This window comes from Pantoea sp. LS15, from assembly GCF_012241585.1.
Lineage (GTDB): Bacteria > Pseudomonadota > Gammaproteobacteria > Enterobacterales > Enterobacteriaceae > Enterobacter.
This window is the reverse complement of sequence record NZ_JAAVXA010000004.1, coordinates 140129-164853: the sequence shown is the minus strand read 5'-3', so window position 1 is coordinate 164853 and position 24725 is coordinate 140129. Positions and strand designations below refer to the sequence as shown.

25 protein-coding genes are annotated in these 24725 nt (G+C 53.9%); 21 read left to right on the top strand and 4 right to left on the bottom strand.

What is annotated here, in order from left to right; genetic code table 11:
• Positions 1-10 precede the first annotated feature (10 nt).
• Positions 11-670 (bottom strand): flagellar basal body P-ring formation chaperone FlgA, encoded by a 660-nt coding sequence (gene flgA / locus HED65_RS08510; protein WP_114978221.1) that lies wholly within the window; start codon positions 668-670, stop codon positions 11-13.
• A 157-nt stretch (positions 671-827) separates the two neighbouring features.
• On the opposite strand from flgA, the gene flgB reads away from it, so the two are divergent.
• From flgB to flgL, 11 genes are all read left to right on the top strand, one after another.
• Positions 828-1244, top strand: coding sequence for a flagellar basal body rod protein FlgB (gene flgB / locus HED65_RS08505; protein WP_028019065.1), 417 nt, complete (start codon positions 828-830; stop codon positions 1242-1244).
• A 3-nt stretch (positions 1245-1247) separates the two neighbouring features.
• On the top strand, positions 1248-1652 hold the full coding sequence (gene flgC / locus HED65_RS08500; protein ID WP_013097138.1) for a flagellar basal body rod protein FlgC: 405 nt from the start codon (positions 1248-1250) through the stop codon (positions 1650-1652).
• Positions 1653-1663: 11 nt separating this feature from the next.
• Positions 1664-2374 (top strand): flagellar hook assembly protein FlgD, encoded by a 711-nt coding sequence (flgD, locus tag HED65_RS08495; protein WP_028019063.1) that lies wholly within the window; start codon positions 1664-1666, stop codon positions 2372-2374.
• A gap of 26 nt (positions 2375-2400) precedes the next feature.
• Complete coding sequence (flgE, locus tag HED65_RS08490; RefSeq protein WP_114978220.1) at positions 2401-3609, top strand: flagellar hook protein FlgE; 1209 nt, start codon at positions 2401-2403, stop codon at positions 3607-3609.
• A gap of 20 nt (positions 3610-3629) precedes the next feature.
• The gene (locus HED65_RS08485; RefSeq protein ID WP_114978219.1) at positions 3630-4385 is read left to right on the top strand and encodes a flagellar basal body rod protein FlgF; all 756 of its coding nucleotides are present in this window, start codon (positions 3630-3632) and stop codon (positions 4383-4385) included.
• An 11-nt stretch (positions 4386-4396) separates the two neighbouring features.
• Complete coding sequence (flgG, locus tag HED65_RS08480; protein WP_008500810.1) at positions 4397-5179, top strand: flagellar basal-body rod protein FlgG; 783 nt, start codon at positions 4397-4399, stop codon at positions 5177-5179.
• 57 nt (positions 5180-5236) lie between these two features.
• Positions 5237-5935, top strand: a complete 699-nt coding sequence (gene flgH / locus HED65_RS08475) for a flagellar basal body L-ring protein FlgH (RefSeq protein ID WP_008500809.1) — start codon at positions 5237-5239, stop codon at positions 5933-5935.
• Positions 5936-5947: 12 nt separating this feature from the next.
• Positions 5948-7045: a flagellar basal body P-ring protein FlgI gene (locus HED65_RS08470; protein ID WP_029740346.1), complete on the top strand. Its 1098-nt coding sequence runs from the start codon at positions 5948-5950 to the stop codon at positions 7043-7045.
• A complete protein-coding gene (flgJ, locus tag HED65_RS08465) occupies positions 7045-7998 on the top strand; it encodes a flagellar assembly peptidoglycan hydrolase FlgJ (RefSeq protein ID WP_114978218.1) in 954 nt (317 codons plus the stop codon). Before HED65_RS08470 ends, flgJ begins: the two co-directional genes overlap by 1 nt.
• A 75-nt stretch (positions 7999-8073) precedes the next feature.
• The gene (gene flgK / locus HED65_RS08460) at positions 8074-9714 is read left to right on the top strand and encodes a flagellar hook-associated protein FlgK (RefSeq protein WP_114978217.1); all 1641 of its coding nucleotides are present in this window, start codon (positions 8074-8076) and stop codon (positions 9712-9714) included.
• 14 nt (positions 9715-9728) lie between these two features.
• Complete coding sequence (gene flgL / locus HED65_RS08455; protein ID WP_114978216.1) at positions 9729-10682, top strand: flagellar hook-associated protein FlgL; 954 nt, start codon at positions 9729-9731, stop codon at positions 10680-10682.
• A gap of 74 nt (positions 10683-10756) precedes the next feature.
• On the opposite strand, the gene HED65_RS08450 is transcribed toward flgL, so the two are convergent.
• Positions 10757-11971, bottom strand: coding sequence for an MFS transporter (locus HED65_RS08450; protein ID WP_114978215.1), 1215 nt, complete (start codon positions 11969-11971; stop codon positions 10757-10759).
• Positions 11972-12080: 109 nt separating this feature from the next.
• Between HED65_RS08450 and HED65_RS08445 the strand changes: the two genes are divergently transcribed.
• Positions 12081-13016 carry a LysR family transcriptional regulator gene (locus tag HED65_RS08445; protein WP_189338745.1) on the top strand — a complete coding sequence of 312 codons (936 nt, stop codon included), beginning with the start codon at positions 12081-12083 and terminating at the stop codon, positions 13014-13016.
• A gap of 40 nt (positions 13017-13056) precedes the next feature.
• Here the strand turns inward: HED65_RS08445 and rne are convergent, their stop codons facing one another.
• Positions 13057-16173 (bottom strand): ribonuclease E, encoded by a 3117-nt coding sequence (gene rne, locus HED65_RS08440; RefSeq protein WP_114978213.1) that lies wholly within the window; start codon positions 16171-16173, stop codon positions 13057-13059.
• Between the two features lie 571 nt (positions 16174-16744).
• Here rne and rluC point away from each other — a divergent pair.
• Complete coding sequence (gene rluC, locus HED65_RS08435; protein WP_028019053.1) at positions 16745-17692, top strand: 23S rRNA pseudouridine(955/2504/2580) synthase RluC; 948 nt, start codon at positions 16745-16747, stop codon at positions 17690-17692.
• A gap of 79 nt (positions 17693-17771) precedes the next feature.
• Here rluC and HED65_RS08430 read toward each other — a convergent pair whose 3' ends face one another.
• Positions 17772-18356, bottom strand: coding sequence for a Maf family protein (locus tag HED65_RS08430; RefSeq protein ID WP_114978212.1), 585 nt, complete (start codon positions 18354-18356; stop codon positions 17772-17774).
• Between the two features lie 140 nt (positions 18357-18496).
• On the opposite strand from HED65_RS08430, the gene yceD reads away from it, so the two are divergent.
• From yceD to fabF, 8 genes are all read left to right on the top strand, one after another.
• Positions 18497-19018: a 23S rRNA accumulation protein YceD gene (gene yceD, locus HED65_RS08425; protein ID WP_014883375.1), complete on the top strand. Its 522-nt coding sequence runs from the start codon at positions 18497-18499 to the stop codon at positions 19016-19018.
• A 16-nt stretch (positions 19019-19034) separates the two neighbouring features.
• Positions 19035-19208: a 50S ribosomal protein L32 gene (gene rpmF, locus HED65_RS08420; protein WP_003857964.1), complete on the top strand. Its 174-nt coding sequence runs from the start codon at positions 19035-19037 to the stop codon at positions 19206-19208.
• A gap of 80 nt (positions 19209-19288) precedes the next feature.
• Positions 19289-20323, top strand: a complete 1035-nt coding sequence (plsX, locus tag HED65_RS08415) for a phosphate acyltransferase PlsX (RefSeq protein WP_108090219.1) — start codon at positions 19289-19291, stop codon at positions 20321-20323.
• Between the two features lie 6 nt (positions 20324-20329).
• On the top strand, positions 20330-21283 hold the full coding sequence (locus HED65_RS08410; protein ID WP_028019050.1) for a beta-ketoacyl-ACP synthase III: 954 nt from the start codon (positions 20330-20332) through the stop codon (positions 21281-21283).
• 15 nt (positions 21284-21298) lie between these two features.
• Positions 21299-22228, top strand: a complete 930-nt coding sequence (gene fabD, locus HED65_RS08405; RefSeq protein ID WP_114978211.1) for an ACP S-malonyltransferase — start codon at positions 21299-21301, stop codon at positions 22226-22228.
• Between the two features lie 12 nt (positions 22229-22240).
• Positions 22241-22975, top strand: a complete 735-nt coding sequence (gene fabG, locus HED65_RS08400; RefSeq protein WP_028019048.1) for a 3-oxoacyl-ACP reductase FabG — start codon at positions 22241-22243, stop codon at positions 22973-22975.
• Between the two features lie 154 nt (positions 22976-23129).
• Positions 23130-23366 carry an acyl carrier protein gene (gene acpP, locus HED65_RS08395; RefSeq protein ID WP_003857954.1) on the top strand — a complete coding sequence of 79 codons (237 nt, stop codon included), beginning with the start codon at positions 23130-23132 and terminating at the stop codon, positions 23364-23366.
• An 89-nt stretch (positions 23367-23455) separates the two neighbouring features.
• Complete coding sequence (gene fabF / locus HED65_RS08390; protein WP_008500794.1) at positions 23456-24697, top strand: beta-ketoacyl-ACP synthase II; 1242 nt, start codon at positions 23456-23458, stop codon at positions 24695-24697.
• Positions 24698-24725 lie beyond the last annotated feature (28 nt).

Genomic DNA, 24725 nt, shown 5'->3' with positions numbered 1-24725 from the left:
TTTAAAAAGATTATAGGTTAATCAGAATATTCCCATCAGAATCGACGGTTCCGCTAACCACCTGGCCTGAGGTCATTCTGACGCGGGCGTTTTGCGCCACCGCGGCATTGTTTAACGCTTTCCCTTCACTGTTGATACTAAAGCCATCTCCGTTGGCAACAACCATCACCTGTTGACCCGCTTTTACCCGCCATGCCTGGCGCAGCATTGAGAGCTGTATCGGCTGGCCGGGTGCGACATCGCGCAGGCTGACGGCGTCCTGTGCCTGGTTGATTTCCAGCATGGTTCGTGGCGGTAACTGATCCAGACGGCCGCGTTTTAACGTCACGCTGTTTGTCTGAAGTACGCTACCACGAGCAATGGGCACGGCGGCGACAACATAATTGCCCGTTGCCTGAACTGCAACCTGTAAATAGCGTTTTTCGTTAGCGCAACGTGCCAGCACATTCACATTCCCCCACAGCTTCGTGGTCCCCGTGACGCTGAATGACGGCTGTTCACATGTGGGGTAGAGATTCGGAGGTGTGCGTACGGTAACGGTAACGTCATCGCTAAAGCCCGTCAGCTTTTCAGCGAAAAAAGCCGTCAGCTGATCCTGTAAGCCTTCGGCCTGCACCAGAGGGCTAAACAGCAAGAAAGTTGCCACCAGGCCACGTTTTAACGTTTGCATCGCAAGTTCCACCGTTTCCAGAATTGAGTGAATTCTACCTGCAGTGGTTTTGCATCAACGGAATAAATAGCGACGCATTTTGCGCTTATTCCGTCGATAGGGGAGACCGGGTGAGATTTAAGCTGTGAACTGAAATTTTGCCATCAGCGGAGGAGACATGCTCGATAAACTCGACGCCGCGTTACGTTTTCAGCAGGAAGCGCTCAATTTACGCGCCCAGCGGCAGGAGATTTTAGCCGCCAACATCGCCAACGCCGATACACCGGGGTATCAGGCGCGCGATATTGATTTTTCCAGTGAACTCAAAAAGGTGATGGAGCGTGGACGTGCCGAAGGAACGGGTGTTGCACTCGCCATGACATCCTCTCGCCATATTCCTGCTCAGGCGATGACCGCGCCAACGACCGATTTACTTTATCGCATTCCCGATCAGCCCTCACTCGACGGTAACACCGTGGATATGGACCGGGAGCGTACACAGTTTGCCGATAACAGTCTGAAATATCAGACAGGCCTGACCCTACTCGGCGGACAAATCAAAGGCATGATGAACGTCCTGCAGGGGGGCAACTGATAGATGGCCTTGCTGAATATTTTTGATATCGCCGGTTCGGCGTTAACCGCGCAGTCCAAACGTCTGAACGTGGCTGCCAGTAACCTGGCGAACGCCGACAGCGTGACTGGGCCAGACGGCCAGCCTTATCGCGCTAAACAGGTTGTCTTTCAGGTTGATGCGGCGCCAGGCGCGGCAACGGGCGGCGTGAAAGTGTCTGATGTGGTAGAGAGCCAGGCACCCGACAAGCTGGTGTATGAGCCCGGCAACCCACTCGCGGATGCTAACGGATACGTGAAAATGCCTAACGTGGATGTGGTGGGTGAGATGGTGAACTCCATGTCGGCTTCTCGAAGCTACCAGGCCAACGTCGAAGTGCTTAATACCGTGAAGAGCATGATGCTCAAAACACTCACTCTCGGCCAGTAAAGGAGACATGCATGTCCATCGCCGTAAATGTGAATGATCCTACGAACTCGGGTGTTAACAACACAAAGAGTACGACGGGTTCTAACTCCCTCACCGGGAGTAATGCCGCCGATCTTCAGGGCAGCTTTCTGACGCTGCTGGTGGCGCAGCTTAAGAACCAGGATCCCACGAACCCAATGCAGAACAACGAACTGACCACGCAGCTTGCGCAGATCAGCACCGTTAGCGGCATTGAGAAACTGAACACCACCCTCGGTTCCGTATCTGGTCAGATTGGTAGCAGCCAGTCTCTGCAGGCCGCGAGCCTGATTGGTCATGGGGTAATGATCCCGGGCACCACCATTCTGGCGGGCTCCAGCACCACCGAAGGCAACACCACAACGACCACCACACCGTTTGGTGTTGAGCTCCAGCAGGCGGCTGAGAAGGTCACCGCCACGATCACGGATTCCACTGGCGCGGTTGTCCGTACCATTGATATTGGCGAGCTGAAGGCGGGCGTTCACACCTTTACCTGGGATGGCACCCTGACCGACGGCACCAAAGCACCAAACGGTTCCTATAAAGTGGCGATTAGCGCCAGCAACGGGACAACCCAGCTGGTGGCGCAGCCGCTGCAGTTCGCGCTGGTCCAGGGCGTGATTAAAGGAAGCGACGGCAACAAACTGGATTTGGGTACCTCTGGTACCACCACACTCGACGAAGTTCGGCAGATTATCTAAGCCTTAACACTTATCAGGAGTAAGTCATGGCCTTTTCTCAAGCGGTCAGCGGCCTGAATGCTGCGGCCACCAACCTGGATGTCATTGGCAACAACATCGCCAACTCCGCGACCTATGGTTTTAAATCCGGTTCTGCCTCATTTGCAGACATGTTTGCCGGTTCCAAAGTCGGCCTGGGCGTAAAAGTTGCGGGCATCACTCAGGACTTTACCGACGGCACCACCACCAACACTGGTCGTGGTCTGGACGTTGCGATCAGCCAGAATGGTTTCTTCCGTATGGTCGATTCCAACGGTTCTGTGTTCTACAGCCGTAACGGTCAATTCAAGCTCGACGAAAACCGCACGCTGGTCAACATGCAGGGTATGCAGCTGACGGGTTATCCGGTAGCCGGCACACCATCAAAAGTCCAAACTGGTGCCAACCCACAGGCGATCACTATCCCAACCACGCTGATGGCAGCTAAGTCGACGAGCACGGCTTCCCAGCAGATCAACCTTAACTCCACCGATACCGCGCCAACGGTGGCATTCGACCCGACTAACCCGGATACCTATAACAAAAAAGGGACTGTGACCGTCTTTGATAGCCAGGGTAATGCGCACAACATGAACCTGTTTTACGTAAAAGATGCTGCGCCCGCTAACTCCTGGAAAGTGTATTCCCAGGACGGTAGCGTAGCAGGCAGCGCGGCGACACTGGCGACCACGCTGACCTTCGATAACAACGGTTCGCTGACCGGTGGTGGTAACGTCAACTTAACTACCGCGACCATACCCGGTGCGACCCCAGCGACCTTCGCGATGAGTTTTGCGAACTCCATGCAGCAGAATACCGGTGCGAACAATATTGTGGCGACCAGCCAGAACGGCTTCAAGCCGGGCGACCTGGTGAGCTATCAGATTAACGATGATGGCACCGTTGTGGGGAACTACTCCAACGAACAGACTCAGGTTCTAGGGCAGATCGTACTGGCTAACTTCGCTAACAACGAAGGTCTGAAATCGGAAGGCGATAACGTCTGGTCTGCCAGCCAGTCCTCTGGTGTGGCGCTGCTGGGTACCGCGGGTACCGGTAACTTCGGCAAGCTGACCAACGGCGCGCTGGAAGCCTCCAACGTGGATATGAGTAAAGAACTGGTGAACATGATCGTCGCACAGCGTAACTATCAGTCGAACGCGCAGACCATCAAAACCCAGGACCAGATCCTCAACACGCTGGTTAACCTGCGTTAAGCGGCTAACAGGAAAGCGCAATGGATCACGCAATATATACCGCGATGGGCGCGGCAAGTCAGACGCTCAATCAGCAAGCCGTTACGGCCAGCAACCTGGCAAACGCCTCGACACCGGGTTTTCGTGCCCAGCTTAATGCACTGCGCGCGGTGCCGGTAGAAGGGCTGTCGCTGCCAACGCGTACGCTGGTCACGGCATCTACCCCTGGCGCAGATATGACGCCAGGGCAGATGGATTACACGTCACGCCCGCTGGATGTTGCTCTGCAGCAGGACGGGTGGCTGGCGGTGCAAACCGCTGACGGTGGCGAAGGTTATACCCGTAACGGGAATATCCAGGTGAGCGCGACGGGCCAGTTAACGATTCAGGGTCACCCGGTAATGGGTGAAGCGGGTCCGCTGACCGTGCCAGAAGGCTCGGAGCTGACTATCGCTGCTGACGGCACCATTTCGGCGCTGAACCCGGGCGATCCGGCTAATACCGTTGCGCCAGTCGGTCGTCTGAAACTGGTCAAAGCGGAAGGCAAAGAAGTGCAGCGTGGTGACGACGGCATGTTCCGTCTGACCCAGGCAGCCCAGGCCACACGTGGTGCCACATTACAGGCCGATCCGAGCATCCGTGTGATGTCAGGCGTTCTGGAAGGCAGTAACGTCAAGCCGGTCGAAGCGATGACCGACATGATCGCCAGCTCCCGTCGTTTTGAAATGCAGATGAAAATCATCAGCAGTGTGGACGAAAACGCGGGTAAGGCTAACCAACTTCTGGCTATGAGTTAACAGGACTCCTTATGATCAGTTCTTTATGGATCGCGAAAACTGGCCTGGACGCGCAGCAAACCAACATGGATGTGATTGCCAACAACCTGGCAAACGTAAGCACCAATGGTTTCAAGCGCCAGCGCGCCGTTTTCGAAGACTTGCTTTATCAAACCATCCGTCAGCCGGGTGCGCAGTCTTCTGAGCAGACGACGCTGCCATCGGGTCTGCAGATCGGTACCGGTGTTCGTCCGGTGGCCACCGAACGTCTGCACAGTCAGGGCAACCTTTCTCAGACCAACAACAGTAAAGACGTGGCGATCAAAGGCCAGGGCTTCTTCCAGGTGCAGTTGCCTGACGGGACCTCTGCCTATACCCGCGACGGTTCATTCCAGGTTGATCAGAATGGTCAGTTGGTCACGGCAGGTGGTTTCCAGGTTCAGCCTGCGATTACCATCCCGGCGAACGCCCTGAGCATTACCATCGGGCGTGACGGCGTCGTCAGTGTGACCCAACAAGGCCAGGCTGCGCCTGTTCAGGTAGGCCAGCTCAACCTGACCACCTTCATGAACGATACTGGTCTGGAAAGCATTGGTGAGAACCTCTACACCGAAACACAATCCTCCGGTACGCCAAATGAGAGCACCCCAGGTCTGAACGGGGCGGGTCTGTTGTACCAGGGTTATGTTGAAACCTCCAACGTGAACGTGGCGGAAGAACTGGTGAATATGATCCAGGTCCAGCGCGCGTATGAAATTAACAGTAAAGCAGTATCGACGACCGATCAGATGCTGCAGAAACTGACGCAACTCTAAGGTGTAGTCCGGTGCGGTAAATACCGCACCGGCTCCCTGTTTTCGAAGATGAAGGCAATGCAAAAAAACGCGGCGTTTCGTTATCCGATACTGACTGTTCTGGCTGTCACTCTCAGCGGGTGTGCCTGGATCCCGTCCAAACCATTGGTCCAGGGTGCGACGACTGCCCAACCCGTTCCTGGCCCGGCGCCAGTAGTAAACGGCTCCATTTTCCAGACCGCGCAGCCGATTAACTACGGTTATCAGCCGCTGTTTGAAGATCGTCGTCCACGTAATGTCGGCGATACATTGACCATTGTGCTGCAGGAAAACGTCAGTGCGAGTAAAAGCTCGTCGGCGAACGCCAGCCGCGATGGCAAAACGAATTTTGGCTTCGACACCGTTCCACGTTATCTGCAAGGCCTGTTCGGCAATGCGCGTGCGGATGTGGATGCCTCTGGTGGCAATACCTTTAACGGTAAAGGTGGCGCGAACGCCAGCAATACCTTCAGCGGCACGCTGACGGTAACGGTTGACCAGGTTCTGGTTAACGGCAACTTACATGTTGTGGGTGAAAAACAGATTGCTATCAATCAGGGCACTGAATTCATCCGCTTCTCGGGCGTGGTAAACCCTCGCACCATCAGCGGCACCAACACCGTTCCGTCCACCCAGGTGGCGGATGCGCGCATTGAGTACGTCGGTAACGGCTACATCAACGAAGCGCAAAATATGGGTTGGCTGCAACGCTTCTTCCTTAATTTATCGCCGATGTAAGCGAGGTGACCCATGTTTAAATCGATCTTCGCCGTGGCGCTGGCGCTGGTGGCAACGTTTGCCCAGGCTGACCGTATTCGCGATCTCACCAGTGTTCAGGGCGTACGCGAAAACTCACTGATTGGCTATGGTCTGGTGGTTGGTCTGGATGGCACGGGTGACCAGACCACCCAGACGCCTTTCACCACCCAAAGCCTGAACAACATGCTTTCCCAGCTCGGTATTACGGTCCCGGCGGGAACCAACATGCAGCTGAAAAACGTGGCCGCCGTTATGGTCACCGCCTCCTACCCGGCGTTTGCGCGTCAGGGGCAGACCATTGACGTGGTGGTTTCCTCCATGGGTAACGCCAAAAGTCTGCGTGGCGGTACGCTGTTAATGACGCCACTAAAAGGCGTCGACAGCCAGGTGTATGCCCTGGCGCAGGGGAACATTCTTGTCGGCGGAGCGGGTGCTTCTGCTGGCGGGAGCAGTGTGCAGGTGAACCAGTTGAACGGTGGACGTATCACTAACGGTGCCATCATTGAGCGTGAGTTGCCGACTCAGTTTGGCGCGGGCAACACCATCAACCTGCAGCTGAATAATGAAGACTTCACCATGGCGCAGCAAATTGCCGATACCATCAACCGCAGCCGCGGTTACGGTAATGCAACGGCACTGGATGCGCGCACCGTGCAGATCCGTACCTCCACCGGTAGCAGCAACCAGGTACGCATGCTGGCCGATATCCAGAATATGGAAGTGAATGTCCCGGTACAGGATGCGAAGGTGATTATTAACTCCCGTACGGGCTCGGTAGTGATGAACCGGGAAGTCTCCCTGGATAGCTGTGCTGTGGCACAGGGTAACCTCTCTGTGACGGTGAACCGCTCCGCGAACGTGAGTCAACCGAATACGCCATTTGGTGGTGGTCAGACGGTGGTGACACCGCAAACGCAGATTGATATGCGTCAGAGCGGTGGGTCGTTGCAGAGCGTTCGCTCCAGCGCCAACCTGAACAGCGTGGTGCGTGCCCTGAACGCTCTGGGTGCAACGCCGATGGATCTGATGTCCATCCTGCAATCCATGCAAAGTGCGGGCTGTCTGCGTGCCAAACTGGAAATCATCTAATGCTGACCGATAGCAAACTGTTGACCAGTGCCGCCTGGGACGCCCAGTCGCTCAACGAACTGAAAACCAAAGCAGGTAAAGACCCGGCGGCGAATATCCGCCCGGTTGCCCGCCAGGTGGAAGGGATGTTTGTACAGATGATGTTGAAAAGCATGCGTGAAACCCTGCCGAAAGACGGGATGTTCAGCAGTGATTCAACGCGTCTGTACACCAGCATGTATGACCAGCAGATTGCGCAGCAAATGACTGCCGGTAAAGGTCTCGGTCTGGCTGACATGATTGTGAAACAGACCGAAGCCGCGCAAGGTATTCAGCCGCAAGAGCAGACGCAGCAAGTGCCGATGAAGTTCGACCTGGAAACGGTGACCAGTTATCAGAACCAGGCGCTGACGCAGATGGTGCGTAAGGCGATCCCGAAAACAACGGGTGGTGGTGATGAACCCCTCTCCGGTGACAGCAAAGACTTCCTGGCGCAGCTTTCACTGCCTGCGCGACTTGCCAGTGAACAGAGCGGTGTTCCACATCACCTGATTCTTGCGCAGGCCGCGCTGGAGTCGGGCTGGGGTCAGCGGCAGATCCGCAAGGAAAATGGCGAGCCGAGCTTTAACATCTTCGGCGTGAAGGCGACTTCCGGCTGGAAGGGGCCAACAACGGAGATCACGACCACCGAATACGAGAACGGTGCGGCGGTGAAGGTCAAAGCAAAATTCCGCGTGTACAACTCTTATCTGGAAGCGTTGTCCGATTATGTGGGGCTGTTGAGCCGAAATCCGCGTTATACCGCTGTTACCCAGGCGGCGACGGCGGAGCAGGGTGCTCAGGCCCTGCAAAATGCAGGTTACGCGACCGACCCGAACTATGCGCGTAAGCTCACCAGTATGATCCAGCAGCTGAAATCCATGGGCGAGAAGGTCAGCAAAGCCTATAGCACAGATATCGAAAATCTGTTCTGAAAGTTCTCAAGTCCCGGTGGAGGTTGCCGATAACCTTCATCAGGACTCGTGTCTGAACGTATAAAAGGAACCCCCATGTCCAGTTTGATTAACAGCGCCATGAGTGGCCTCAGTGCTGCGCAGTCGGCACTCAATACCGTCAGTAATAATATTTCAAGCTATAACGTGGCAGGTTACACCCGCCAGACCACGGTGCTGGGCGCCTCTAACAGCACGCTGGCCGGCGGTGGCTGGGTGGGTAACGGGGTTTATGTCTCCGGTGTCCAGCGTGAGTATGACGCATTCATCACCAACCAGTTGCGTGCCGCGCAGACGCAGAGCAGCGGTCTGACGACGCGTTATCAGCAGATGTCAAAAATCGACGATGTGCTGTCCGATACGACCAACTCGCTCTCTACGACATTGCAGGACTTCTTCAAGAGCCTGCAAACGCTGGTAAGCAACGCGGAAGATCCAGCTGCACGCCAGACGGTGCTGGGAAAAGCGGGTGGTCTGGTCAATCAGTTTAAAACCAACGATCAATATCTCCGTGATCAGGATACGCAGGTAAATACCGCGATTTCGACCAGCGTTTCTCAGATCAACAACTACGCCAAACAGATTGCGAATCTGAATGACCAGATTTCCCGTCTGACTGGTGTCGGTGCGGGCGCTTCCCCTAACGATCTGCTCGACCAGCGCGATCAGTTAGTCAGCGAGCTGAACAAAATCGTAGGTGTGGAAGTTTCTGTTCAGGATAGTGGTACGTTTAACATCTCTTTCGGCAACGGTTACAGCCTGGTGCAGGGCAGTAAAGCCAACCAACTGGCGGCCGTTAAGTCGAGCGCAGATCCGGCTCGTACGACCGTCGCCTATGTCGACGATGTTGCGGGTAATATTGAGATCCCGGAAAAGATGATCACCACCGGCTCTTTAGGCGGTTTGCTGACATTCCGTAATGAAGATCTGGATAAAGCCCGTAACACCCTGAACCAAATGGCACTGGCCTTTGCCGATGCAATGAACACGCAGCATGAAGCCGGTTTTGATGCAAACGGTGATGCAGGCGGTAAGCTGTTCGACTTCGGTTCTCCGGCGGTTCTGTCCAATAGTAAGAATGGCGGTTCGGCCGTTGTCACGGCTTCTGTAACGGACAGCAAACAAGTCCAGGCAACAGACTACAAACTGCAATTTAATGGCACCGACTGGACGGTCACCCGTACCTCCGATAAAACCAGCTTTACGATGAGCCCGGATGCAAGCGGCAATCTGTCGTTTGACGGTCTTAACGTCAATGTGAGCGGCACAGCAAACACCAAAGACAGTTTCACCGTGAAGCCTGTTTCCAATGTCATCATGAACATGGATCTGGCAATCAGTGACGAGTCTAAACTGGCGATGGCATCGGTGCAGAACGGCGGTGAGAGTGACAACCGTAACGGTCAAAAACTGCTTGATCTGCAAAACGCCAAAGTGGTGGGTGGAAACAAAACCTTCAACGATGCGTATGCTTCTCTCGTCAGTACTGTCGGTAGCTCAACGGCGTCACTGAAAGTGAGCAGCCAGACGAAAGCGAATGTGGAAACACAGTTAACCAAGCAGCAGCAGACCATCTCTGGGGTAAACCTCGACGAAGAGTATGGCAATTTGCAGCGTTATCAGCAGTATTACCTGGCTAATGCGCAGGTTCTCCAGACTGCCAGTACGCTCTTCGATGCAATTATCAACATTCGATAAGGTTGAGGTGAACAATGCGTGTTAGTACCCAGATGATGTATGAGCAGAACATGCGTGGGATCACTGATTCCCAGAGCAGGTGGTTGAACTACGGTGAGCAAATGTCCACCGGTAAGCGCGTCAATCGTCCGTCGGATGATCCTATCGCGGCTTCTCAGTCCATTGTTCTGTCACAATCGCAGTCACAAAATAGCCAGTTCGCGTTAGCGCGCACCTTTGCCACGCAAAAGGTTTCGCTGGAAGATAATGTGTTAACCCAGGTAAATACCGCGATATCCAGCGTGCGCGAGAAATTAGTTTACGCGTCGAACGGCACATTAAGCGATGATGACCGTCTTTCTCTGGCGACCGATATTCAGGGGATCCGCGATCAGCTCATGAACCTGGCCAACACGACTGATGGCAATGGTCGCTTTATCTTCGCGGGATACAAAACCGAAAGTGCGCCGTTTGATGCCGCGACCGGGAATTACAACGGTGGTGCTGAAGCGATCACTCAGCAGGTCGATACGGCGCGAAACATGGCCATCAGCCATACGGGTCAGCAGATTTTTGAAAGCATTACCAGTAATGCGGAACAGTTGCCGGGTGGTGGATATGGTGAAACAAACATGTTCAAGATCCTCGATTCTGCTATTGCATCGCTGAAGACACCGATTGAAAACGATCCGGCTGCTGCAACTGCGCAAAGCCAGGTGATTGCCAATGCGCAAATCGGTATCAAAAACTCCCAGAACAATATCCTTACTGTTGTTGCGGATGTGGGCACCAAGATGAACGAGCTGGAAAAACTCGATACGCTGGGTGACGATCGTGCGCTTGGGCAGACTAAGCAGATGAGTGACCTGGTTGATGTAGACTGGAACGAAGCGATTTCCTCTTACACCATGCAGCAGGCGGCCTTGCAGGCGTCTTATAAAGCGTTCAGCGATATGCAGGGCATGTCTCTGTTCCAGCTGAACAAATAAAATCTTGACCTCCTGGAACATGTCCTTAGCCAGGGTATGTTCCGTTGCCCAATCCGTCTGGATTGGGCATTTTTTTATGCAACTTCTGCCTGTATGGAGGCGACACGTGCGCTTTCTATCAGACGGATCCCCAGCGCAATGACGCCACAGACGGTTGCCAGAGCGACCACGCCCGTCCAGCCTGCCAGCGAGTAGATATTACTGCCTAAGGCAGAACCCAGTGCCATGCCGATAAAGATAACGGTAAAGAGCAGAGCATTAAGGCGTCCCCGGGCCTGTGGTTCAAGGCTGTAGACCAGATTCTGATGGGCCACTAGACTGGACTGCAGACCCAGATCGAACCCAACGGCAGAGACGGCAATCAGAATCAGTTGCCCATGAGTTCCCAAAGTAGGCATCAGGAACATCAGGGCAAACGAGACAGTCACAAGTAATGCGCCAAGCTGTGTGACTTTTCCGGCTCCCAGTTTATCCGCCAGTCCACCCGCCAGCGGTGCGGCTAATGCACCTGCTGCACCCGCAATACCAAAACCACCGGCTACGGCACTGCCAAGGTGATAGCGTTCCAGCAGCATGACCGCCAGCGTTGACCAGAAGGCACTAAAGGCAATCGACAGAAAACCCTGTGCCAGCGCTGCACGGCGCAATGCCGGATAACGACGCCACAGATGTTCCATAGAACGCATCAGAGCGGGGTAGCTCAGCGTGGAGTGAATGGCGAAACGGGGAAGTACAATCCACATCATCACCCCGATGAACGCAATGCTCACCGCAGCCAGTTGGTACATGACGCGCCAGCCAAAGGCTTCTCCCACAACACCGCTAACAGTTCTCGACAATAAGATGCCCATCAGCAGCCCCGTCATCACCGTACCCACGGTTTTACCCAGCTTCCCTTCGGGCGCGAGAATAGCCGCCGCCGGAACGATATCTTGTGCCATGGTGGCGGCCATACCGATAAGCAAACTTGCCAGCAACAGGGAATGGAGTTGCCCGGTCAGGCTACAGCCCAGCAGGAACAGCGCCAGCGCCGCGCTTTTAATCAGGATTAATGTCCTGCGGTCATGACGATCGCCCAGTGGAAGCAGAAACAGAATGCCGAGCGCATAACCTGCCTGAGTTAAGGTTGGTACTAACCCCATGCCTTCAATGCTCAGATGAAGATCGGCACCCATTAGCGGAAGAAGGGGCTGTGCGTAATAGATGGATGCCACGCTAAAGCCAGCGCCCAGCGCTAGCATGAAAATTACCCAGCGGCTGGCTGCGTGGGGAGAAGTCGTTGTGTTCATAAGATGTTCCTCATTCGTCGTGTGGGGCTATTTTTTATCAGTCTGCCTTGCGAGAGTAGCCAGCCCGGTGGTAAAACGCTTATACGTTAAACGTATGTCAGGGAGGTGTATGAAACGAGTTGAGCGTTTAGACAGAGTGGAATTGATGCGCACGTTTGTTCGTATCGTTGAAACCGGATCGTTATCTGCAGCGGCAAGGCAGCTTTCAACCACTCAGGCCACGGTTAGCCGACGTTTGCAGTCTCTGGAGACCCTGCTGGGGGCTCGCTTGCTGCTGCGTACAACCCATGCGACCCGGCTTACTGACGATGGTGAGCGCTGCTATCAACACGCCCGGCGCGTGATTGACAGCTGGCTGGCACTTGAAGATGAAGTCGGACAGGCTGAGGATGAACCGGTGGGGGTATTACGGGTGCGTGCACCGCACGCCTTTGGGCAGGACCAGTTTCTGAAGCCATTAACCGAATTTTTGCATCGTTATCCACAGTTGTCCGTTGAGTGGATGTTGCATGACAGGTCGGTAGATTTCCTGAGTGACAACATTGACTGCGCGATCCGCGTGGGTGCTGAGGTCGATCCGGCGACCGTATCTGTGCAACTGGCAGAGGTACCGCGCTCCGTCGTGGCATCCCCGGCACTGCTGGCGCGTTTTCCGGAGGTCAAAAAGCCAGAGGATTTGCAGGCACTCCCCTGGATCGCCATCAGTACCTTTTATCAGCGTCATATAGAGTTATTTGACGGCTCGGCACAGCAAACACGTATCGCCATTACACCGCGTCTCAGTACTGACAGTTTGTACGTGGCACGCAATACGGTACTGACCGGGCTGGGTGTCGCGATGGTCTCCAGCTGGACGGTGAAAGAGGATATTGAGAAAGGACACCTGGTTCATCTTCTTCCGGAGTGGCAACCTGCGGCTCTGCCCGTTCATCTGGTTTACCCCTGGTCGCGATACTATCCGGCGCGTTTACGTCGTTTTCTTGAGATGATGAAGCAGGTGATGCCGGACATTGCCGGAATGAGAAAGCCTGTAAACAAGCAATAAAAAAGCCGACCCGGAGGTCGGCTTTTTACTTTCGATGCCGTTATTCGACAGAGCGCGGGCGAGTCGCCGGTGCAGTCGCCTGATGCGTTGCACTGTGACCACCTGCTGAGCCTTTGCCTTCGAAGTTGAAAGCAGGGCGTACCCAGTCACTGTGACGCGGAGTTTCAGGCACGTACTCAGGTGCCGGAGCACGCGTCATAGGAGCTGTCGCAACATGAGCAGAGGCTGGCGCAGAAACAACCGGCTCTGGTTTCACCTCAGGTACTTTCACTTCTTCGGCTGCACGAACAGGTTCAGCTACAATCTCAACATCCTGAACCACATTTTCAGTGACGGTATCGGCCATGATTTCTGCGGTATCTTCTACAGCAGCTGCAGGCTGTACTTCTTCCGCAACCTCTTCTGCCACTACGGTATCTTCTTCAGCGATCAGCTGCGGTGCAGCATCAACCGGGGTGGCAATCACTTCCGGATGCGTGGTTTCTACCGTCACGGCATGCGTGGTTTCAACCTCAATAACTTGCGGTTCAACCACGATGGCTGCTTCAGCTACGGTTTCTTCCACTGCTGCGACTGGCGCAATCAACTCTTCTGTCACCAGCTGTTGTTCCACAACCTGCTCCGGACGAGCGACCGGATAGCGGATCCAGACTTTACCGGATGCCATTTCAGGTGATGCGCATGCCACGGCTAATGGCATTGGCGACTGGGCAGGGTAACGCTCGTCACGATAACGACGGCGACGCTGACCACTGACGCGCAGATGGCGTGGAGAACGACGTGAACGACGCGGCATACCGGCATTATCGCGGTTTTCACCGTTTTCATCCTGCTCAACCGTGTTTTCTACCACAGCCGGCAGATCAACTTTTGCCAGTTGGGTACCGGTTGTGTTCTCGCTTGTTTCAGCGGCGACAATGGTTGACTCTTCGGTAGCTTCGGAGGTGAAGCGTACTTTCTGCGCAAGCTGACGCTGCTTACGACGCGGCATAACCTGAGTCCGTTCTTCCTGCTCGCCGTCCTGCTGTTCAACAGGCTCTTCGCGGTTCAGGTTTTTGACTTCCTGCTGTGCCTGACGTTTCTCGTCGTTACGACGACGATTACGTTCGCGGCGCGGCTGCTGGTCGTCACGCTGTTTGCTCTTCTCAGACTCATCGCCCGCCTGCTGGCGAATTTCACGATCTTCAACATTTTGCTGTTGTTTCTCGCGACGGTTGCGACGGTTGTCTTCGCGTTGTTCACGGCCTTCACCGTTGTCTGAACGGTTGTCACGACGCTCGCTGCGGTCATTACGGTCGTTGCGATCATTACGATCACGGCGATTGTTCTGACGCTTGCGACGGTCCTGCTGACGCTCAGGCTTGGTCGCTTTTGGCTCTTCTTTCGGTTGCTCTGGTTGAGCTTCCTCGCCGGCAAACATTTTCTTCAACGCGCCAAAGAAGCGGCTCAGAAGACCAAGTTGATCCGGTTGGGTTTTTTCCACTGTAGCTGCTGGTTTCTGTGCCGCAGGTTTTGCAGCAGGTTTTTCCAGCGCCGTTTCAGGTGGGGCTTCAGGCATGATAAAGGTGGCTAACGCAGGTTGCTCAGGCAATTTGCGCTCGGCAGGCTCTTCATCGGAAGGCAGAGCCATCTCTTCTTCATGCAGCTTCGGCAGCAGGTAGCTGAGTGTGGTTGTCTCTTCGCCTTTACGGACACGCAGCACGTGATAGTGCGGGGTTTCCATCTGATCGTTTGGCACGATAATGCAGCGAACGCCACCCTGACGTGCTTCGATGGCACTTACCGCTGCACGTTTTTCGTTCAGCAGGTAGGACGCAATTGGCACAGGAACAATGGCGTGAACCTCTTTGGTGTTCTCTTTCAGTGCTTCTTCTTCGATCAGACGCAGGATGGAGAGGGACAGAGATTCGTTATCACGCACGGTACCGGTGCCGGAGCAACGCGGGCAGACGTGATGGCTGGATTCACCCAGAGATGGGCTCAGACGCTGACGGGACATCTCCAGCAAGCCGAAACGCGAGATATGGCTAATCTGGATGCGCGCACGGTCCTGGCGCACCGCTTCACGCAGACGGTTTTCAACCGCGCGCTGGTGACGAACCGGGGTCATGTCGATGAAGTCGATAACAATCAGACCACCCAGGTCGCGCAGGCGGAGCTGGCGGGCGATTTCATCAGCGGCTTCAAGGTTGGTATTGAAGGCCGTCTCTTCGATGTCGCCGCCGCGTGTTGCACGCGCGGAGTTGATATCGATAGCGGTCAGCGCTTCAGTGGTATCAATAACGATAGAACCACCGGATGGCAGACGCACTTCACGCTGGAAGGCTGATTCAATCTGGGATTCAATCTGATAGTGGCTGAACAGCGGGATTTCACCGGTGTACAGTTTAATTTTGCTGGTGAAATCCGGACGACCCAATGCGGCAATGTGCTGGCGCGCCAGTTCAAGCACTTTCGGGTTATCGATCAGAATCTCACCGATATCCTGACGCAGGTAATCACGGAAGGCACGCACGATAACGTTGCTTTCCTGGTGGATCAGGAATGGAGCAGGGCGGCTTTCCGCTGCTTTCTGGATGGCTTCCCAGTGCTTCAGACGGAAGCTCAGGTCCCACTGCAATGCTTCGGCAGATTTGCCTACGCCTGCGGTACGCACGATAAGCCCCATGCCATCAGGCAATTCGAGGCTTGCCAGCGCTTCTTTCAGCTCGGTACGATCATCACCTTCGATACGGCGAGAGATACCACCCGCGCGCGGGTTGTTTGGCATCAGAACCAGATAGCTCCCAGCCAGGCTGATAAAGGTAGTCAGTGCGGCGCCTTTATTGCCACGCTCTTCTTTATCAATCTGAACGATAACTTCCTGACCTTCACGCAGAACATCTTTGATGTTTGGACGGCCATGAGAGTTGTAGTTTGCAGGGAAATATTCGCGGGCGATTTCTTTCAGAGGGAGGAAACCGTGACGCTCAGCACCGTAATCGACAAATGCAGCTTCAAGGCTTGGTTCAATGCGGGTGATTTTACCTTTGTAAATGTTCGCTTTTTTCTGTTCGTGTCCAGGACTTTCGATATCCAGATCGTACAGGCGCTGCCCATCCACAAGGGCGACACGCAACTCTTCTTGCTGAGTTGCGTTGATTAACATTCTTTTCATCGTAACTTACTCGTTATTCTTACATTGACGACAAAGCTGCGGGCAAGGTGACGCTTTCCGGGGTATGAACCGATGGCCTCGTGTCTATTCACGTCGCCAACCTCACGGTTGTCGCTCGCTTAAGAGGCGCAAAGTGTCGGTTGCCTGTATTTCATACGGAAACACAGCGCAATTATCAGGGGAATTGCCTGGGTAGAACTCTCCAGAGAACAATCCTTATACCGGGAAGTACTGCAACCCGCAGCCCGCTAACTGCCTGAAAGATCAATACGTCTTACGCCATTGCTGCGTGGATGATCGGTCAGACAAAATTGGTCATTCCGTCAACATCCTTACTTAACCAGGATTTAACACGGAAAACAGCCTCATTATTCCACTGCTCGCCGGGTTATAGCAAGATGACTTTTACCAATTATCACCCGGTTACTCACAGTTTCTTCACTTCAGAATGGTGATTGGTTTAATAACCACCAAATCGGTTGTGCGAAACGGGGACAGGCCGGATAAAAGTAAATATAAGCATAGAAAAATGAGTGGCGCTAATGGCTGACGATATTTAGAATCGCCAACCATGAAAACAGAGACTCCAGCCGTAAAAATGGTTGCCATCGCCGAAGATGAAGCGGGGCAACGTATCGACAACTTTTTGCGCACTCAACTGAAAGGTGTGCCAAAGAGTATGATCTACCGTATCTTGCGTAAGGGTGAGGTGCGGGTTAATAAAAAGCGCGTGAAACCTGAGTATAAGCTCGAAGCAGGCGATGAAGTGCGTATTCCGCCAGTGCGCGTTGCAGAACGTGAAGAAGAGGTCGTTTCACCTAAGCTGCAAAAAGTCGCGGCCCTGAGCGATGTGATCCTTTATGAGGATGACTACATTCTGGTGCTAAATAAACCGTCAGGTACAGCTGTTCATGGTGGTAGCGGTCTGAGCTTCGGCGTGATTGAGGGTTTGCGAGCCCTGCGCCCGGAGGCGCGTTTCCTCGAACTGGTGCACCGTCTTGACCGTGACACGTCCGGCGTACTGCTGGTGGCGAAGAAACGCTCTGCACTGCGTTCTTTACATGAGCAATTACGTGAAAAAGGGATGCAGAAAGATTATCTGGCGCTGGTTCGCGGTCAGTGGCAGTCCCATGTGAAAGTGGTGCAGGCGCCATTGCTGAAGAACATTCTGCAAAGCGGCGAGCGTATTGTCCGCGTGAGCCAGGAAGGGAAACCATCAGAGACGCGTTTTAAAGTTGAAGAGCGCTACGAGTTTGCCACACTGGTACGTTGCAGCCCGGTCACCGGTCGTACCCACCAGATCCGCGTGCATACCCAGTTTGCAGGCCATCCTATCGCGTTTGACGATCGCTATGGCGATCGGGAGTTCGATAAGCAACTGGCGGGCACGGGGCTATCACGTCTGTTCCTGCATGCGGCAGCGCTGAAGTTTACCCATCCAAATACGGGTGAAACCATTCGTATTGAAGCACCGCTGGATGACCAGTTAAAGCGCTGTCTGAAGGTTCTGCGCGGCTGATTCTGTGCCGGGTGGCGCTGCGCTTACACGGCTTACGAAGCCCGTAGGCCCATGCAAGCGAAGCGCCGCTGGGCAAAAATCACATCGTCAGCGGGTTGCAGGCCTCACGCCGTAACATCTGGCACAGCGCAATCAGCGGTAAACCGACCAGAGTATTTGGGTCGCGGCCTTCCAGCCTTTCGAACAGAGCAATCCCCAATCCTTCACTTTTAAAACTGCCTGCACAGTTCAGCGGTCGCTCACGACGCACATAATCCATGATCTCTTGCTCGCTGAGATGGCGGAAGTGCACATCGAAAGGCTCGCACTCCGTTTGCAGATGGCCAGAGGCCGAGTTGTACAGCGCCAGGCCAGTATAAAAGGTGACGATATTGCCGCGTGCGCTCAGCAACTGCTGGATGGCATTCTCTTCGGTATGGGGTTTTCCGGTGATAACGCCATCAAGCACGCAAACCTGATCGGAGCCTATAATCAAATGCGAAGGATAATGTGCAGCGAGCGATTGTGCTTTCTCCCTGGCAAGACGCGTCACCAGATGACGCGGTGACTCACCAGGCTGTGGCGTCTCATCAACGTCTGGTACAGCACATTCAAACGGGATCCCGAGCTTTTCCAGCAGCATTCGGCGGTAGGGAGAAGTGGAAGCAAGTACGAGATTTGGCATATTTTTATCACCAGATATAGCGTATCGATGCCAGCCATTTTAAACTACAGGCCGCAATGTGTGCGAATAATTGGCAAAAGGCAGCCCAGGTTGCCTTTTTCTTTGACTATATGACGTTACAAAGTTAATATGCGCGCCCTATGCAAAAGGTAAAATTACCCCTGACTCTTGATCCGGTTCGTACGGCTCAAAAACGCCTTGATTACGAAGGTATCTATACTTCCGATCAGGCTGAGCGTATTGCCGAATCCGTAGTCAGTGTGGACAGTGATGTAGAATGCTCCATGTCGTTCGCTATCGATAACCAGCGTCTCGCCGTTTTAACCGGTGATGCAAAGGTAACGGTAACGCTCGAGTGTCAGCGTTGCGGGAAACCGTTTGTACAGCATGTTCACACAACGTATTGTTTCAGTCCGGTTCGTTCTGACGAACAGGCTGAAGCACTCCCGGAAGCGTATGAGCCGATTGAGGTTAACGAATTCGGTGAAATCGATCTTCTGGCTCTGGTTGAAGATGAAATCATCCTCACCTTGCCAGTGGTTCCGGTGCATGATTCTGAACACTGTGAAGTGTCCGAGGCGGACATGGTCTTTGGGGAACTGCCTGATGAAGCGCAAAAACCAAACCCATTTGCCGTATTAGCCAGCTTAAAGCGTAAGTAATTGAGGAGTAAGGTCCATGGCCGTACAACAGAATAAACCAACCCGTTCCAAACGTGGCATGCGTCGTTCCCATGACGCGCTGACTGCAGTTACCAGCCTGTCTGTAGACAAGACTTCTGGTGAGAAACACCTGCGTCACCACATCACCGCTGACGGTTTCTACCGCGGCCGCAAGGTTATCACTAAGTAATCACGCGTCAGCGTGATTAGGCTTAGTGAGGATTTCCCCGTGTAAACGGGGAATTTACCGAACCAGGCTGCGACGATACCTTGACACGTCTAACCCTGGCGTTAGATGTCATGGGGGGAGATTTTGGCCCTTCTGTGACAGTGCCTGCAGCATTGCAGGCACTGAATTCTAATTCGCAACTCACACTTCTTTTAGTCGGCAATCCCGACACAATCACGCCATTACTTGCAAAAGCTGACTTTGAACAACGTTCGCGTCTGCAGATTATTCCTGCGCAGTCAGTTATTGCCAGTGATGCCCGGCCCTCGCAGGCGATTCGCAATAGCCGTGGTAGCTCAATGCGGATGGCGCTTGAGCTGGTGAAAGAAGGGCGAGCGCAGGCTTGCGTCAGTGCGGGAAATACCGGTGCGCTGATGGGGCTGTCGAAATTGTTGCTCAAGCCTATTGAGGGTATTGAGCGCCCGGCGCTGGTGACGGTATTACCGCATCAACAGAAGGGCAAGACAGTGGTGCTCGATTTGGGCGCTAATGTCGACTGTGATAGTACAATGCTGGCTCAGTTTGCCGTGATGGGTTCGGTGCTGGCAGAAGAAGTGGTCGGGATCAACAATCCCCGTGTTGCGTTACTGAACATTGGTGAAGAAGAGACCAAAGGCCTGGACAGCATTCGCGAAGCTGCAGAATTGCTCAAACAGGTTCCTTCCATCAACTATATTGGTTATCTCGAAGCCAATGAGTTGCTGACGGGTAAAACGGATGTTCTGGTGTGCGATGGCTTCACCGGAAACGTAACGTTAAAGACCATGGAAGGGGTCGTGCGCATGTTTCTTTCTCTGCTGAAATCTCAGGGAGAAGGCAAAAAAAGCGCCTGGTGGTTGATTTTATTGAAGCGTTGGTTACAAAAAAGCCTGACGCGGCGATTCAGTCACCTCAACCCCGACCAGTATAATGGCGCCTGTCTGTTAGGATTGCGCGGCATCGTGATTAAGAGTCATGGCGCCGCCAATCAGCGAGCATTTTCTGTCGCCATTGAACAGGCAGTGCAGGCGGTGCAGCGACAAGTCCCTCAGCGGATTGCCGCTCGCCTGGAATCTGTATTAGCTAAAAGTGACTGAGCGTACATGTATACGAAGATTTTAGGTACCGGCAGCTACCTGCCAAAACAAGTGCGTACCAACGCCGATCTGGAAAAAATGGTAGATACGTCTGACGAGTGGATTGTCACGCGCACAGGTATCCGTGAACGTCGTATCGCCGCGCCAGACGAAACCGTGTCCACCATGGGTTACGAAGCCGCACAGCGTGCTATCGAAATGGCAGGCATCGATAAAGAAGAGATTGGCCTGATCGTGGTCGCCACGACGTCTGCCACGCATGCTTTCCCAAGCGCGGCGTGCCAGGTGCAAAACATGCTCGGCATTAAGGGCTGTCCGGCGTTTGACGTCGCAGCTGCGTGTGCAGGTTTCACCTATGCCCTGAGCGTTGCCGATCAGTATGTTAAATCCGGTGCCGTGAAATATGCGCTGGTCATTGGCGCTGACGTGCTGGCGCGTACCTGCGATCCAACCGATCGCGGTACGATCATTATTTTTGGTGATGGTGCGGGTGCGGTACTGCTGGGTCAGTCCGAAGAGCCGGGCATCATCTCCACGCATCTGCATGCCGATGGAAGCTACGGTGAATTGCTGACGCTGCCTAACGCCGATCGCGTTAATCCGGATAACTCCATTTACCTGACAATGGCGGGTAATGAAGTCTTCAAGGTAGCGGTAACTGAGCTCGCGCACATTGTCGACGAGACGCTGGAAGCCAATAACCTTGAACGCACCGCACTTGACTGGCTGGTGCCGCATCAGGCGAACCTGCGAATCATCAGCGCGACCGCTAAAAAGCTGGGCATGTCGATGGATAACGTTGTGGTGACGCTGGATCGTCATGGCAACACCTCTGCGGCGTCGGTACCGTGCGCATTTGATGAAGCGGTACGTGATGGACGAATTAAACGGGGCCAACTGGTCTTGCTTGAAGCCTTTGGTGGTGGGTTCACCTGGGGTTCCGCGCTGGTTCGTTTCTAGGATAAGGAATAAAAAATGACGCAATTTGCTTTTGTGTTCCCGGGCCAGGGCTCTCAAATCGTTGGGATGTTGTCTGAAATGGCAGCAAACTACCCGGTAATTGAAGAGACTTTCCGTGAAGCTTCAGATGCACTGGGTTATGATCTGTGGGCACTGACGCAACAGGGGCCGGCAGAAGAACTGAACAAAACCTGGCAGACTCAGCCAGCGCTGTTGACTGCATCCGTTGCGCTGTGGCGTGTCTGGCAGCAGCAGGGCGGCAAAGCGCCAGCGCTGCTTGCGGGCCATAGCCTGGGTGAGTACTCTGCGCTGGTGTGTGCCGGTGTGATCGCGTTTGCTGACGCGGTACGTCTGGTGGAACTGCGCGGTAAATTCATGCAGGAAGCAGTACCTGAAGGCACGGGGGGCATGTCTGCCATCATCGGTCTTGACGATGCCGCCATTGCGAAAGCCTGTGAAGAATCAGCCGAAGGTCAGGTCGTTTCTCCGGTTAACTTCAACTCTCCGGGCCAGGTGGTTATTGCTGGTCATAAAGAAGCGGTTGAACGTGCAGGTGCTGCCTGTAAAGCTGCGGGCGCCAAGCGTGCGCTGCCACTGCCAGTGAGCGTGCCGTCACACTGTGCGCTGATGAAACCAGCTGCCGAGAAACTGGCGGTTGAGCTGGAAAAAATTACGTTTAACACACCGACAATTTCCGTTGTAAACAACGTCGATGTGAAATGCGAAACAGCGCCGGACGCTATCCGTGACGCGTTGATTCGCCAGCTCTACAGCCCGGTACAGTGGACCAAAACCGTTGAGTTTATGGCGTCACAGGGCGTTGAGCATCTGTATGAAGTCGGTCCTGGTAAGGTCCTCACCGGTCTGACAAAACGAATTGTTGACACCCTGACAGCTTCGGCGATTAACGAGCCGGAAGCGATGTCAGCGGCACTCTCGCAATAAAAGAGGAATACCATGAGTTTTGAAGGAAAAATCGCGCTGGTGACGGGCGCAAGCCGCGGTATCGGGCGCGCAATTGCTGAGACACTGGTTGCGCGCGGCGCGAAAGTGATTGGTACCGCAACCAGCGAGAATGGCGCTCAGGCCATTAGCGAGTATCTGGGTGCAAACGGTAAAGGTCTGGTACTGAATGTGACCGAACCTGCATCTATCGAATCTGTTCTGGAAAATATTCGCGCTGAGTTTGGCGAAGTGGATATTCTGGTAAACAATGCCGGGATCACTCGTGATAACCTGTTAATGCGAATGAAAGACGACGAGTGGAACGATATTATCGAAACCAACCTGTCATCTGTATTCCGTCTGTCAAAAGCGGTAATGCGCGCTATGATGAAAAAGCGTCATGGTCGTATTATCACTGTCGGTTCTGTGGTTGGTACCATGGGAAATGCTGGTCAGGCTAACTACGCTGCGGCGAAAGCAGGTCTGATTGGTTTCAGTAAGTCGCTGGCGCGCGAAGTCGCGTCTCGCGGTATTACTGTGAACGTTGTTGCTCCGGGCTTTATTGAAACGGACATGACGCGTGCGCTGACTGAAGAACAGCGTGCGGGTACACTGGCAGCAGTTCCTGCAGGTCGCTTAGGTGACCCTAAAGAAATTGCCAGTGCGGTTGCATTTTTAGCCTCTGACGAAGCGGGTTACATCACTGGTGAGACCCTCCACGTCAATGGCGGGATGTACATGGTTTAATCACGATGAAAAATATTTGCGTTATTGTAGGGATTGGCCTCAAAATAACGTAAAATCGTGGTAAGAACTGCCGGGATTTAGTTGCAAATTTTTCAACATTTTATACACTACGAAAACCATCGCGAAAGCGAGTTTTGATAGGAAATTTAAGAGTATGAGCACTATCGAAGAACGCGTTAAGAAAATTATCGGCGAACAGCTGGGCGTTAAGCAGGAAGAAGTTGTGAACTCCGCTTCCTTCGTTGAAGACCTGGGCGCAGATTCTCTTGACACCGTTGAGCTGGTAATGGCTCTGGAAGAAGAGTTTGATACTGAGATTCCGGACGAAGAAGCTGAGAAAATCACCACCGTTCAGGCTGCCATTGATTACATCAACGGTCACCAGGCGTAAGTGAACATCTCCAGGCGGTCATTCGACCGCCTGAGTTTTATCTTTTTTGTCCCACGAATCCCTTTTTTATCCCTCCCTGGAGGACAAACGTGTCTAAGCGTCGTGTAGTTGTGACCGGACTTGGCATGTTGTCTCCTGTCGGCAATACCGTAGAGTCCACCTGGAAAGCTCTCCTTGCCGGTCAGAGCGGCATCAGCCTAATCGACCATTTCGATACTAGCGCCTATGCAACGAAATTTGCTGGCTTAGTAAAGGATTTTAACTGTGAAGAGATCATCTCGCGCAAAGAACAGCGCAAGATGGATGCCTTCATTCAATATGGAATTGTCGCTGGCGTTCAGGCCATGCAGGATTCTGGTCTTGAAATTACGGAAGAGAACGCAACCCGTATCGGTGCCGCTATTGGCTCCGGAATTGGCGGTCTTGGCCTGATCGAGGAAAACCATACATCTCTGATGAATGGCGGCCCGCGTAAAATCAGTCCGTTCTTTGTTCCGTCCACAATTGTTAACATGGTGGCGGGTCACCTGACCATCATGTTTGGCCTGCGTGGGCCAAGCATTTCTATCGCGACCGCATGTACGTCCGGCGTGCATAACATCGGCCAGGCCGCGCGTATCATTGCGTACGGCGATGCAGATGCTATGGTTGCGGGTGGTGCTGAAAAAGCCAGTACCCCGCTGGGTGTTGGTGGTTTCGGTGCCGCGCGTGCGCTGTCTACCCGCAACGACAATCCTCAGGCGGCAAGCCGTCCGTGGGATAAAGACCGTGATGGTTTTGTACTGGGTGATGGTGCGGGTATGCTCGTGCTGGAAGAGTACGAACATGCTAAAAAACGTGGCGCAAAAATTTATGCTGAAGTTGTTGGCTTTGGTATGAGTAGCGATGCTTACCACATGACGTCGCCTCCAGAGAACGGTGCAGGTGCTGCGCTGGCCATGGAGAACGCGATTCGTGACGCGGGTATTACCCCAGCACAAATCGGCTACGTTAACGCGCACGGCACTTCTACGCCAGCAGGCGATAAAGCGGAAGCTCAGGCTGTTAAGTCTATCTTCGGCGAGTCTGCCAGCCGCGTACTGGTGAGCTCCACGAAATCCATGACCGGCCACCTGTTGGGCGCGGCGGGTGCAGTAGAGTCTATTTACTCCATTCTTGCCCTGCGTGATCAGGCTGTTCCGCCAACCATCAACCTGGATAACCCGGATGAAGGTTGTGATCTGGACTTCGTTCCTCACGAAGCGCGCCAGGTCAGTGGTATGGAGTACACCCTGTGTAACTCCTTCGGCTTCGGTGGTACGAATGGTTCACTGATCTTTAAAAAGGTCTGAGCCTGGCTGCCTGATGGCGATAAAAAGG

Bases quoted from the DNA above. Each gene is read 5' to 3' on its own strand.
- flgG (WP_008500810.1), top strand. From the start codon at position 4,397: ATGATCAGTTCTTTATGGATCGCGAAAACTGGCCTGGACGCGCAGCAA.
- fabD (WP_114978211.1), top strand. From the start codon at position 21,299: ATGACGCAATTTGCTTTTGTGTTCCCGGGCCAGGGCTCTCAAATCGTT.
- flgJ (WP_114978218.1), top strand. From the start codon at position 7,045: ATGCTGACCGATAGCAAACTGTTGACCAGTGCCGCCTGGGACGCCCAG.
- HED65_RS08445 (WP_189338745.1), top strand. From the start codon at position 12,081: ATGAAACGAGTTGAGCGTTTAGACAGAGTGGAATTGATGCGCACGTTT.
- rluC (WP_028019053.1), top strand. From the start codon at position 16,745: ATGAAAACAGAGACTCCAGCCGTAAAAATGGTTGCCATCGCCGAAGAT.
- flgL (WP_114978216.1), top strand. From the start codon at position 9,729: ATGCGTGTTAGTACCCAGATGATGTATGAGCAGAACATGCGTGGGATC.
- HED65_RS08430 (WP_114978212.1), bottom strand. From the start codon at position 18,356: ATGCCAAATCTCGTACTTGCTTCCACTTCTCCCTACCGCCGAATGCTG.
- HED65_RS08410 (WP_028019050.1), top strand. From the start codon at position 20,330: ATGTATACGAAGATTTTAGGTACCGGCAGCTACCTGCCAAAACAAGTG.
- flgB (WP_028019065.1), top strand. From the start codon at position 828: ATGCTCGATAAACTCGACGCCGCGTTACGTTTTCAGCAGGAAGCGCTC.
- fabG (WP_028019048.1), top strand. From the start codon at position 22,241: ATGAGTTTTGAAGGAAAAATCGCGCTGGTGACGGGCGCAAGCCGCGGT.
- flgH (WP_008500809.1), top strand. From the start codon at position 5,237: ATGCAAAAAAACGCGGCGTTTCGTTATCCGATACTGACTGTTCTGGCT.
- flgD (WP_028019063.1), top strand. From the start codon at position 1,664: ATGTCCATCGCCGTAAATGTGAATGATCCTACGAACTCGGGTGTTAAC.
- acpP (WP_003857954.1), top strand. From the start codon at position 23,130: ATGAGCACTATCGAAGAACGCGTTAAGAAAATTATCGGCGAACAGCTG.
- rne (WP_114978213.1), bottom strand. From the start codon at position 16,173: ATGAAAAGAATGTTAATCAACGCAACTCAGCAAGAAGAGTTGCGTGTC.
- flgK (WP_114978217.1), top strand. From the start codon at position 8,074: ATGTCCAGTTTGATTAACAGCGCCATGAGTGGCCTCAGTGCTGCGCAG.
- rpmF (WP_003857964.1), top strand. From the start codon at position 19,035: ATGGCCGTACAACAGAATAAACCAACCCGTTCCAAACGTGGCATGCGT.
- HED65_RS08450 (WP_114978215.1), bottom strand. From the start codon at position 11,971: ATGAACACAACGACTTCTCCCCACGCAGCCAGCCGCTGGGTAATTTTC.
- HED65_RS08470 (WP_029740346.1), top strand. From the start codon at position 5,948: ATGTTTAAATCGATCTTCGCCGTGGCGCTGGCGCTGGTGGCAACGTTT.
- yceD (WP_014883375.1), top strand. From the start codon at position 18,497: ATGCAAAAGGTAAAATTACCCCTGACTCTTGATCCGGTTCGTACGGCT.
- HED65_RS08485 (WP_114978219.1), top strand. From the start codon at position 3,630: ATGGATCACGCAATATATACCGCGATGGGCGCGGCAAGTCAGACGCTC.
- flgE (WP_114978220.1), top strand. From the start codon at position 2,401: ATGGCCTTTTCTCAAGCGGTCAGCGGCCTGAATGCTGCGGCCACCAAC.
- flgA (WP_114978221.1), bottom strand. From the start codon at position 670: ATGCAAACGTTAAAACGTGGCCTGGTGGCAACTTTCTTGCTGTTTAGC.
- flgC (WP_013097138.1), top strand. From the start codon at position 1,248: ATGGCCTTGCTGAATATTTTTGATATCGCCGGTTCGGCGTTAACCGCG.